Genomic DNA, 11,175 nt, shown 5'->3' with positions numbered 1-11,175 from the left:
GTCGCCTTTACTACGTGACCCGGCGCAGCAGCACGAACCCGCCGCCCTCGTCCGCCCGGACGAACTCCGCGCCGGGGTGCAGTCGGCGGGCCTCCTCGCGGGGGTCGCCGGTGTCGCCCGGGGAGGACTCGAAGACGATCCAGTCCGGCACCAGGCCGCGGGTGCCCCCGATCCAGAACACCCGGCAGCGCGAGGTGAGCCGGGCGATCGGGGCGACGTCCGCCTCCACGCGCGCCCCGTCCGGGATGCCCGCGAAGAGCTGCTCGGCGGCCGCCACCCGGTCGGGCATCCGGTACGTCCCCGGCTCGGCCAGCCGGGCCAGGGGCAGCGTGGTCACGCTGAGCGCGAGCGCGGCGGCCAGGACGGCCGAGGGCACCTGGAGGGCGTACGCGCGCAGCCGCGGCCGCGGCGAGTGCCGGGAGAGGTCCACCGCGTCCGCGAGCGCGAGCGCCAGGACCGGCATCAGGACCGCGCTGTAGTGCCAGTCGGTGGACCAGTAGTGCGGGTCCCCCGAGAGGAACCGCCAGCCGAGGGTGGGCAGCGCCACCAGCAGCAGCGGTGAGCGCAGGGCCAGCAGGCCGGTGGTGGGGACCAGCAGCCAGCCGAGGGTGGCGAGTTTGACGCCGAGGCCGTCCGTCAGGGCGGCGCCCGGCCCCGCCTGCGCCACCTTGCTCCAGTAGTCGTAGTCCCCGGCCGCGTTGAAGGCGGGGATGACGACGGCGAAGGTCAGGACGCTCGCCGCGGTGCCGAAGGCCGCCGCGAGGGCGGCGAGCCGGACCCCGCGCCGGTCGTGCGCCCGGGCCCGCCAGGCGGCCACGCAGGCCAGCGCCGCGAGGGTGAGCCCGAGGTCCTCCTTGACCAGGACCAGCGGCAGCGCCCACAGCAGCGCGGCCCGCGTCCGCCGCCGCAGCAGCGCCTCCAGGGCGAAGGCGAGCAGCGGAACCGCGAAGCAGATCTCGTGGAAGTCGAACTCGACGGCCCGCTGGACCCCCCACGACAGCCCGTACGCCGCGCCCAGCGCGAGCCCGCGCGCCGGCCCCAGCAGCCGCACCGAGGCCCGGGTGACGGGTACGGCGGAGAGCGCGAACAGCGCGGCCTGGGCGACGAGCAGGGTGACGGGGGTCGGGAAGAGGCGGTAGAAGGGCGCGATGAGCGCGGTCACCGGGCTGAAGTGGTCGCCCAGTATCCGGGTGCCGGGGCCCTTGAGGTCGACGACGGGCGCCTGCAGGTGCGCGTAGGCGCGGACCGCCTGCTCGAATATGCCCAGGTCCCAGGACATGGTCTCCAGGCGCGCGTAGCGGAGCACCGAGAGCAGCGTGTAGGCGGCGAAGAGGGCCGCCGCGAGCAGGTACGGGGCCCGGCCCCCCGGCCGCCGGGCCGCGGCGCCGGGACCGGGACCGGGCGCCGCGGTGGCCCGTACGGCCGGCGGTACGGCGGCCCAGGCCGGGGCGGGGGCCGGGGCGTGCAGGGCGGTCACCGCAGCGGGCTTTCGCCGGCCGCGCTGGACGGTCCGGGGGAGCCGAAGGCCCGGGGGGACCCGGAGTACCCGGGCGGCGCGGTGGTCCGGGGGCCCGGGGTGACGGGCGCGCTCCCGGAGGCGCCGGTCCCCGGATCCGGGGACGACGGGGACGACGGGGACACGGTGATCACCGCCCCGTCGCTCCCGGGGGCGGTGAAGGGCGGTGAGGATCCGGTCGCCGGGTCGCCGCCCGAGGAGGCGCCCGAGGGGAACGAGGACCCCGCGGGGGCGGAGGAGGAGAGGCCCCCCGGCCCGGACCGGTCGACGGAACCCGACCCGCCGACCCGCGGCGCGGACGGCGCGGCCGGTGGCGCGTCCCGGTGCGCGGGTCCCGTACCGAGGCCGACGGCCGCGAGCGCACCGCCCGCGCCCAGGACGCACACCGCGCAGGCGGACACGGCCGCCAGGCGGCGCCGCCTGCGCCGGGCGCCGCGCTCCGCGACCACCGCGACCGGGGCGGCCAGCACCCGGCGTCCGCTCTCCCCGGCCGCGTGCTTGAACGCGGCGCCGAGCAGATCGTCGTACTGGTGGGAATCGGGGGAATCGGGGGATTCGGGGAAATCGGGGGAATCACTCACCGCGCGCCTCCTCGAAATGCGGCCGGAGCGCGGCCCGCGCCCGGGACAGGTGGGTCTTGACGGTGCCCGCCGCGATGCCGGTCTCGGCGGCCACCTGTTCCACGGACAGGTCGCAGACGTAGTGCAGGACGGCCACCCGCCGCTGCCGTTCCGGCAGCGTGCGCAGGACGCCGACCAGGGCCACCGTCGCGGGATCGGGTGAACCGGACGCCGCCGGGGGCGCGGCGCCGTGCCGCCGCCAGGCCTCGGCGGCCCGCCCGCGCCGCCGCCACCGGCTGACGGCGAGCCGCCAGGCCACGGTGCGGATCCAGGCCTCGGGCCCGGCGTCGCGTGAGAGCCGGGCCCGCCGGGACCAGGCCCGTACGAAGGCCTCCTGCACCACGTCCTGCGCTTCGTGCAGGTCACCGGTCATCAGGTAGACCTGTCCCACCAGGTGTTTCACGGAGTACGCGTAGAACTCCTCGAACTCCTCGACGGTCATGCGGCTCCCGGTGCTGGACAGATGTCGACGTGTATACGCCTGAGGCACCCGCTCCGGTTGACACCGCACCTCAAGATCTTTTACGCGCCGGACGTACGCATTCCCCCGCGCGACTGTCGGACCCGCGCCGTAAGGTGGGAGGACCCCGGCCCGTACGACGTGTCGGGTCCTTCGCGTTGCCGCCCCACGGCACCCCACCGGACGGAAAGCCGCCTTCATGAGCCTGTACGGACTGCTCGACGCCGTCACCCGGGACCCCGCGCTCAGCGAGGCCGTCCGGGCTGCCGCGGACGGCAACCGCATGCACGTGGACCTCGTCGGGCCGGCCGCGGCGCGGCCCTTCGCCATCGCCGCGCTGGCCCGCACGACCGAGCGGACCGTCCTCGCCGTCACCGCGACCGGCCGGGAGGCCGAGGACCTGGCGGCCGCGCTGCGCTCGCTGATGCCGCCCGAGCAGGCCGCCACCGTCGTGGACTACCCGTCCTGGGAGACGCTGCCGCACGAGCGGCTCTCGCCCCGCAGCGACACCGTCGGCCGCCGCCTCGCCGTCCTGCGCCGGCTCGCCCACCCGAGCAAGGACGACCCGGCCGCCGGGCCCGTGAGCATCGTCGTCGCGCCCATCCGCTCCGTGCTCCAGCCGCAGGTCAAGGGACTCGGGGACCTGGTTCCGGTGGCCCTGCGCGGCGGCCAGAGCGCCGACCTCGGCGAGGTCACCGAGGCGCTCGCCGCGGCCGCGTACGCGCGGGTGGAGCTGGTGGAGAAGCGCGGTGAGTTCGCCGTGCGCGGCGGCATCCTCGACGTGTTCCCGCCCACCGAGGAGCACCCCCTGCGGGTGGAGTTCTGGGGCGACGAGGTCGAGGAGATCCGTTACTTCAAGGTCGCCGACCAGCGGTCCCTGGAGATCGCCGAACACGGGCTGTGGGCCCCGCCGTGCCGGGAGCTGCTGCTCACCGACGAGGTGCGCGAGCGCGCCGCCGCGCTGGCCGTCGACCACCCCGAGCTGGGCGAACTGCTCCACAAGATCGCCGAGGGCATCGCGGTGGAGGGCATGGAATCCCTCGCCCCGGTCCTGGTCGACGACATGGAACTGCTGCTGGACGTGCTGCCCGCCGGTGCGATGGCCGTCGTCTGCGACCCCGAGCGGGTGCGCACCCGGGCCGCCGACCTGGTCGCCACCAGCCAGGAGTTCCTCCAGGCCTCCTGGGCGGCCACCGCGGGCGGCGGCGAGGCGCCCATCGACCTGAACGCGGCCTCCCTGTGGGGGATCGCCGACGTCCGCGAACGGGCCCGCGAACTGGGCACCATGTGGTGGTCCGTCTCGCCCTTCGCCGCGGACGCCGACCCGGACGCGGACCTGGGCGGCGACACGCTGCGCCTGGGCATGCACGCCCCCGAGGCCTACCGCGGCGACACCGCCCGCGCGCTCGCCGACACCAAGGGCTGGATCGCCGACGGCTGGCACACCGTCTACGTCACCGAGGGCCACGGCCCGGCCGCCCGCACCGTCGAGGTCCTCGGCGGCGAGGGCATCGCGGCCCGCCTGGAGGCCGACCTCGCGACGCTGGAACCCTCCCTGGTCCACGTCGCCTGCGGCTCCCTGGAGCAGGGGTTCGTCGACCCCGGCCTCAAGATCGCCGTCCTCACCGAGACCGACCTGACCGGCCAGCGCACCGCCACCAAGGACCTCGGCCGGATGCCGACCCGGCGCCGCAAGACCATCGACCCGCTGACCCTCCAGGCCGGCGACTACATCGTCCACGAGCAGCACGGCGTCGGCCGCTACGTCGAGATGGTCCAGCGCACGGTGCAGGGCGCCACCCGCGAGTACCTGCTCGTCGAGTACGCCCCCGCCAAGCGCGGCCAGCCCGGCGACCGCCTCTACATCCCCACCGACCAGCTGGAGCAGGTCACCAAGTACGTCGGCGGCGAGGCCCCGACCCTGCACCGGCTCGGCGGCGCCGACTGGACCAAGACCAAGGCCAGGGCCAAGAAGGCGGTCAAGGAGATCGCCGCCGACCTGATCAAGCTCTACAGCGCGCGGATGGCGGCCCCCGGCCACACCTTCGGCCCCGACACCCCCTGGCAGCGGGAGCTGGAGGACGCCTTCCCGTACGCGGAGACGCCCGACCAGCTGACCACGATCGCCGAGGTCAAGGAGGACATGGAGAAGTCGGTCCCGATGGACCGGCTGATCTGCGGCGACGTCGGCTACGGCAAGACCGAGATCGCGGTCCGCGCCGCCTTCAAGGCCGTCCAGGACGGCAAGCAGGTCGCCGTCCTCGTCCCGACCACGCTGCTCGTGCAGCAGCACTTCGGCACCTTCTCCGAGCGCTACTCCCAGTTCCCCGTCAAGGTCCGCGCGCTGTCCCGGTTCCAGACGGACACCGAGGCGAAGGCCACCCTGGAGGGCCTCAGGGAGGGCTCGGTGGACATCGTCATCGGTACCCACCGGCTGTTCTCGCAGGAGACGAAGTTCAAGGACCTCGGCCTGGTCATCGTCGACGAGGAGCAGCGCTTCGGCGTCGAGCACAAGGAGCAGCTGAAGAAGCTCCGCGCGAACGTCGACGTCCTGACCATGTCTGCGACCCCGATCCCGCGCACCCTGGAGATGGCGGTCACCGGCATCCGCGAGATGTCGACGATCACCACCCCGCCGGAGGAGCGGCACCCGGTGCTGACCTTCGTCGGCCCGTACGAGACCAAGCAGATCGGCGCCGCGATCCGCCGCGAACTGCTGCGCGAGGGGCAGGTCTTCTACATCCACAACCGGGTCGAGTCCATCGACCGGGCGGCCGCCAAGCTGCGCGAGATCGTGCCCGAGGCGCGGATCGCGACGGCGCACGGGCAGATGGGCGAGAGCCAGCTGGAGCAGGTCGTCGTCGACTTCTGGGAGAAGAAGTTCGACGTCCTGGTCTCCACGACGATCGTCGAGTCCGGCATCGACATCTCCAACGCCAACACCCTGATCGTGGAGCGCGGCGACAACTTCGGCCTCTCGCAGCTGCACCAGCTGCGCGGCCGCGTCGGGCGCGGCCGCGAGCGCGGTTACGCCTACTTCCTGTACCCGCCGGAGAAGCCGCTGACCGAGACCGCGCACGAGCGGCTCGCGACGATCGCCCAGCACACCGAGATGGGCGCGGGCATGTACGTCGCGATGAAGGACCTGGAGATCCGCGGCGCGGGCAACCTGCTCGGCGGCGAGCAGTCCGGTCACATCGCGGGCGTCGGCTTCGACCTGTACATCCGGATGGTCGGCGAGGCCGTCGCGGACTTCCGCTCCGCGGTCGACGGCGCCGAGCAGGAGGAGGCGCCGCTCGACGTGAAGATCGAGCTGCCGGTCGACGCGCACGTCCCGCACGACTACGCGCCGGGCGAGGGCCTGCGCCTCCAGGCGTACCGCTCGATCGCCGCCGCCACCTCGGAGGCGGACATCAAGGCGGTGCGCGAGGAACTGACCGACCGCTACGGCAAGCTGCCCGAGCCGGTGGAGAACCTGCTGCTGGTGGCCGGGCTGCGGATGCTGGCGCGCGCCTGCGGAGTCGGTGACATCACGCTGGCGGGCCCCAACATCCGCTTCGGCCCCGTCGAGCTGCGGGAGTCGCAGGAACTGCGGCTGAAGCGGCTCTACCCGGGGACGGTCCTCAAGCCGGTCACCTCACAGATCCTGGTGCCCCGCCCGAAGACCGCCCGGGTCGGCGGAAAGCCGCTGGTCGGGCGGGAACTCCTGGCCTGGACGGGGGAGTTCCTCACCACGATCCTCGGTTCCTGACGCCTCGAACGGTCTAGAGGAAGTTCTTCTGGACCAGGAGGCGCACGATGTCCGGGAAGAAGTCCGGGAAGTCCAGCGGCACTATGCCGAAGTGGGTCTTCTCGGCCTTCCGGGCGTCCAGGTAGGCGAGGACGTCCGGCAGCGTTTCCCGCGCGTTCTGCTCGGGCCAGTTCCCTCCGGCGTAGCTCGTGAAGTTCACGTACATCTTGTCGGAGTTCTGGTTCCTCCAGGCTTGGTCGAACTGCGCCACGATGAGATCGGTCTTGTCGAACACGGAGGTGTTGTAGACGTCCTGCGTGTTGAAGTAGGTGTTGCTCTTGCTGGACCAGTCGAGGATGCCCCAGGTGTTCGAGAAGTCCGCCGCGATGACGATCTTGCTGCGCACCTGGCCCAGCTTGGGCCAGGACGGCGCCGTCCACACCAGGTTCCGGTAACCCATGTTGTCCAGGTAGTAGTTGAAGCGGCGCCGGAACTCCTCGTCCCCGAGGGCCTGCCCGCCACGGCGCTCGTTCCGTACCCTCATGACGACGGTTTCGCCCGGGTACTTCTTGAAGTGGTTGCGACAGGCTTCAAGTACGTCCTGGAAGCGGTGCCCCTGGTAGTTGTCCTCGTGGTAGACGCCGAATTCGTTCGGCGCGCCCTGGAGGCCGTTCAGCCGGATGTCGAGGAAGCGGATCCCGCGCTCCAGCTGTTCGGGAACGCCCCAGTTCTGGGTCTGGGACCACTTGGTCCCGTTGGCGGGGTCGGTGCACCACGAGTCGTGCGTCCCGGGGATCGTCAGTTGGTAGAGGTACTTGCTGCTGGGCAGCTTGCCCATCCAGTCGTAGAAGTAGTAACTACCGGCGGCCCGGGCGGTGCCGGGAAGGCCGAGGGTGACCGCTGCTGCGGCGCCTGCTCCGGCTCCCCATTTCAGAACGTCACGACGGGTGGGGCTCATACCTGGTCTCCGTATCTCCGCGGACGCCGTCCGCGGGAGAGTGCGCGCGGTGGTGGTCGGGCCACCGTGTGCGCCGAAGGTAGGCCGGGCCGCTAACGTTTTTCTCACGCCCCACTGACGTGCCAAGAGGGCCGGAGCGCGCGCCGCGGCCGGGGAGGGCACCCTTCGGTGCGCCTCCCCGGCCGCGGAACGGATCAGGCGGGCTGCTCGGGGGCCTTCGCCGTGATCACGGCGAAGACACCGCCCTGCGGATCGGCGAGGACGGCGATCCGGCCCACCGCCATGTCGAAGGCCGGGGCCAGGACGGTGGCGCCCGCGCGGGTCGCCGCCGCCTGGATCTCGTCGGCGTCGTCCACCTGGAAGTACGGCAGCCAGTTCGGCGGGGTCCCGGGCGGCAGCGCGGACAGGTCCATCATCCCGGCGACCGCGCGGCCGCCGACCTTGAACTCGACGTACCCCTCGGCGCCCGGGATCTCGGTCGTGGCCGTGGTGACCGGCAGGACGGCGGAGTAGAACGCGGAGGCGGCGGCGGTGTCACCGGTGCTCAGCTCGTTCCAGATCAGCGCGCCGTGCTCGTTGACGATGCCCGCGCCGTCGAAGGTACCGGGCTGCCAGAGGCCGACGACCGCGCCTGTCGGGTCGGCGAGGACGGCCATCCGGCCGAGGTCCATGACGTCCATCGGGCCCATCATGACGGTGCCGCCCGCGTCCGTCACCGACTTGAGGGCGGCGTCGATGGAGTCGGTGGACAGGTACGTCGTCCACACGGTCGGCGGCATCGGGTCCGGGACGGTTCCGTCCGGGTTGCTCGCCTTCATGATGCCGGCGACGGGCCTGCCCTTGAGGGTGCAGACCGAGTAGCCGCCGGTCTCCGGCGGGCCGACCTCGCCCTGCCAGCCGAAGAGGTCGCAGTAGAAGTCGAGGGCCGCCTGCTGGTCGGGAACCATCAGGTCGATCCAGCAGGGGGTGCCGGGCTTGTAGGGGCCGTTCATGTCGGGCACGGATGCCTCCGGGGCGGGTGGTGGGGAAGGACGGGCCGTCCCCTACCCGGGCCCTGTCGGGCGGAACCGGGCCGAACGGGTGACCGACCCGGGGCGGGTGCCGGGGCGGGTGCCGGTGCGGGTGCCGGTGCGGGGGCCCGTCCGGCCCGTCCCGACGCTGCTCGGCGCCCTTGGCCCGCCGTCGCTGCCAGCCCGGGCCGTGTTCAGCCCAGCCGGGCCACGTTCAGCCCGTCCGGCGTTTGAGGACCGGGTCTGGGCGGAGCCCGGGAGGCCGGGTCGCGGGCGGAGTGCGGCGGTGGTTGCCTCCGGCGGCCCCTCAAACGCCGGGGAGGCTGGGATGGCCTGGGTGGCCTGGGTGGACCGGGTTGCTGCCGGGGCAGGGCATGTTCAGCCCGTCCGGCGTTTGAGGACCGGGTCTGGGCGGAGCCCGGGAGGCCGGGCCAGGGTCACAGGCTGGCCCATACCGTTTTGCCCGGCGCACCGCTGCCCCGCGGCCGCACCCCCCACTCCCGCGCCACGGCCCCCACCAGCACCAGCCCCCGCCCGCTCTCCGCAAGGCACGGGTCCACCGCCTCCACCGGCTCCGCCTCGCCCCGCGCATCGCTCACCTCCACCCGGACCCGCAGCCCGTCGTAGCCGAGCCGGACCTCGAAGTCCCGCCCCGGCACCCGCCCGTGCAGCACGGCGTTCGCGGCCAGCTCCCCGACCACCAGCTCCACGTCCTCGGCCAGCGCGCACCCCCGCGGGATCCCCCACTCTTCGAGCTGCACCCCGGCCAGGCGCCGGGCGAGCCGGGCGCCCCGCGGGGTGGCGGAGAGGAGCTGCCGGAACTCCGGTGCCATGTCACTCTTTTCGGTCGTCACCTCACCGAGCGTGGCCGGACCGCCGTACGCTTTCCAGCAGCGGCGGCACTACGGAGACCCCCCGTAGGTGCGGCGCCGGTTGCGTGTACGTGCTGTACGGGCGAGGGCGGTTCATCACATGAACGACCTGTCGGAACGCGAAGAAGAGCCGGAGCGGCCCGTCGAGGTCGACGGCACGGCACACCTCTTCAAGGCGCTCGGCAAGATCATCAAGGTGCTACGGGAACGGGCGGGCCTCCAGCAGAAGGAACTCGCCGCGCTCGTGCACGTCGGCGAGGACCTGGTCTCCGCCATCGAACGGGGCGTGCGCACCCCGCAACCGGACTTCCTGGAGAACACCGACCGGGCCGTGGGCGCCGGAGGCATCCTGCTCGCGGCCATCCCGGAGGTGAAGGATGCGCTGAAGCGAGCCCGGACGAGGCACCCCGACTGGTTCCGGAAGTTCGCCGACGCGGAAGCGGTGGCGGTGGCCTTGCACTACTACGAGGTGCAGGCCATTCCGGGGCTGCTCCAGACCGAGGACTACGCACGGGCCGTATTCCGGCACCGCCGTCCTGTGCTGAACGAAGCCACCATCGAGAAGCGAGTGGCAGACCGGCTCGCCCGTCAGGTGATCCTGGAGCGCTGGCCCGCTCCCACAGTGAGCTTCGTACTGGAGGAGTCCATCCTGCTGCGCCCGACGGGCGGCAAGGAGGTCCACCGAGCGCAGCTCCGTCGCCTGCTGGAGGTGGGCAACCTGCGAACCGTCCAACTTCAGGTGATGCCGCTGCAACGCGATGAACACCCCGCGCTGGGCAGCGCGTTCACTCTCCTACGTCATAAGGGCCGTAACGAGGTTGCCTACACGGAGAGCTACGGTCACGCGAACCTCATCACCGACCCCGAACAGGTGAGGGTGTACAGCGAGCGCTATGGGATCATCCGGGCACAGGCACTCACGCCCCACGAGTCCCTTGCCCTGATCGAGAAGATGCTGGGAGAGCGATGAACACCACGGACCTGGCCTGGTTCAAGAGCAGCTACAGCTCCGGCGAGGGTGGCAACTGCATCGAAGTCGCCTTCGACTGGCGGAAGTCGAGCTACAGCGACGGCGAAGGCGGCAACTGCGTCGAGGTCGCCGGATGCGCGGAAGCCGTCCACATCCGGGACTCCAAGGTCCCGGCCGGCCCCCGGCTGGCCGTCGCGCCCCGCGCGTGGGCCGCGTTCCTCGGTGAGGTCACCGGGGCCTAGCGCGGCGGCCGCGGCGGGGGACTCCCCGCCGCGGGCCGGGGATCACTCGTCGGTGTCGATGACCCCGCTGGTCGGGGAGTCGGCCTTCACCGGCTCGTTGAAGCCGGAGAAGGAGACCTCGGAGGCGTCCTTGCCGGTCTCCACGGCCTTGAGCAGGTACGGCTGGCCCGTCGTGGCGACGTAGAGGTTCTCGGTGCCGTCAGTCGTCTTCGTGGTGAGCTTCTGCGCGCTCTGGCCCGCCAGCTGCACGACCCCGTCCTTTCGTGCGCCCGAGCTCTCGTCGAACTCCTTGAGCAGCTCGTCCAGGTCGCAGAGCGCCGAGAGCTCCTTGGAGTCCGCGGCCGACGCCTTGGTCTTCACCCAGTGGCCGGGCAGCTGGGCGAGCGCCGCGTCGGCCTCGGCCTTCGGGGAGTCCTTCATCTGGGTCCGGTAGAAGGTCTTGTCCGCCTTCAAGAAGATGAACTGGGCGTTGCGGATCAGCTCGAACGAGCCTTCGCCCTCCATCGACATCGCCCCCTTGCAGTCCCCGGCCTTGCTGATCGCCATGTCCAGCTTGATCGGCTTGCCCTTGTCCCGGACGGTGCCGGTGATGGTCAGCGAGGAGGCCCCGCGCAGGGCGTCGAGGGAGGAGTTCGCCACCTTCGACCCGGACTGGCCGGGGAAGGGGCCGCCCTCGTCACCGCTGCCGAAGGGGAAGCAGCCGGTGAGGGTGAACAGGGCGGTGGTGGCGACGACCGCGGCGGCGGTCAGGCGGGCAGGGCGCACGGGGGACTCTCTTTACGGGGAGGGGGAGCGGG

Annotated in this window: 10 protein-coding genes; 3 read left to right on the top strand and 7 right to left on the bottom strand. The window is 72.4% G+C overall.

Going from position 1 to position 11,175, the window contains the following annotated elements; genetic code table 11:
- Positions 1–10: 10 nt before the first annotated feature.
- The 3 genes from AC0693_RS28425 to AC0693_RS28415 are packed head-to-tail and all read right to left on the bottom strand — an operon-like array spanning position 11 to position 2,578.
- A complete protein-coding gene (locus AC0693_RS28425) occupies positions 11–1,468 on the bottom strand; it encodes a DUF2079 domain-containing protein (protein WP_478803336.1) in 1,458 nt (485 codons plus the stop codon).
- 5 nt (positions 1,469–1,473) lie between these two features.
- Complete coding sequence (locus AC0693_RS28420) at positions 1,474–2,097, bottom strand: hypothetical protein (RefSeq protein WP_478803226.1); 624 nt, start codon at positions 2,095–2,097, stop codon at positions 1,474–1,476.
- On the bottom strand, positions 2,090–2,578 hold the full coding sequence (locus tag AC0693_RS28415; RefSeq protein ID WP_356409801.1) for a SigE family RNA polymerase sigma factor: 489 nt from the start codon (positions 2,576–2,578) through the stop codon (positions 2,090–2,092). The genes AC0693_RS28420 and AC0693_RS28415 overlap by 8 nt, the downstream gene beginning before the upstream one ends.
- Positions 2,579–2,795: 217 nt before the next feature.
- Here AC0693_RS28415 and mfd point away from each other — a divergent pair, with 217 nt between their 5' ends.
- On the top strand, positions 2,796–6,347 hold the full coding sequence (gene mfd, locus AC0693_RS28410) for a transcription-repair coupling factor (protein WP_356409804.1): 3,552 nt from the start codon (positions 2,796–2,798) through the stop codon (positions 6,345–6,347).
- Positions 6,348–6,360: 13 nt separating this feature from the next.
- Here the strand turns inward: mfd and AC0693_RS28405 are convergent, their stop codons facing one another.
- The 3 genes from AC0693_RS28405 to AC0693_RS28395 all read right to left on the bottom strand — a co-directional run bounded on the left by AC0693_RS28405 (position 6,361) and on the right by AC0693_RS28395 (position 9,148).
- Positions 6,361–7,284, bottom strand: coding sequence for a phosphatidylinositol-specific phospholipase C (locus AC0693_RS28405; RefSeq protein WP_469319513.1), 924 nt, complete (start codon positions 7,282–7,284; stop codon positions 6,361–6,363).
- A gap of 194 nt (positions 7,285–7,478) precedes the next feature.
- Entirely contained in the window at positions 7,479–8,276 is a 798-nt protein-coding gene (locus tag AC0693_RS28400; protein WP_478803335.1) for a VOC family protein, read from the bottom strand.
- A gap of 455 nt (positions 8,277–8,731) precedes the next feature.
- Entirely contained in the window at positions 8,732–9,148 is a 417-nt protein-coding gene (locus AC0693_RS28395) for an ATP-binding protein (protein ID WP_356409810.1), read from the bottom strand.
- A 118-nt stretch (positions 9,149–9,266) separates the two neighbouring features.
- Between AC0693_RS28395 and AC0693_RS28390 the strand changes: the two genes are divergently transcribed.
- Together AC0693_RS28390 and AC0693_RS28385 are read left to right on the top strand one after the other, a co-directional pair.
- On the top strand, positions 9,267–10,136 hold the full coding sequence (locus AC0693_RS28390; RefSeq protein WP_478803225.1) for a helix-turn-helix domain-containing protein: 870 nt from the start codon (positions 9,267–9,269) through the stop codon (positions 10,134–10,136).
- Positions 10,133–10,378, top strand: coding sequence for a DUF397 domain-containing protein (locus AC0693_RS28385; RefSeq protein WP_478803224.1), 246 nt, complete (start codon positions 10,133–10,135; stop codon positions 10,376–10,378). The genes AC0693_RS28390 and AC0693_RS28385 overlap by 4 nt, the downstream gene beginning before the upstream one ends.
- Positions 10,379–10,420: 42 nt before the next feature.
- Here AC0693_RS28385 and AC0693_RS28380 read toward each other — a convergent pair whose 3' ends face one another.
- On the bottom strand, positions 10,421–11,143 hold the full coding sequence (locus AC0693_RS28380) for a hypothetical protein (protein ID WP_478803223.1): 723 nt from the start codon (positions 11,141–11,143) through the stop codon (positions 10,421–10,423).
- Positions 11,144–11,175: the final 32 nt, after the last annotated feature.

The organism is Streptomyces sp. NPDC043876, from assembly GCF_056435825.1.
Note: the sequence above shows the minus strand (reverse complement) of the source record. Positions and strands in the feature narration are given on the sequence as shown.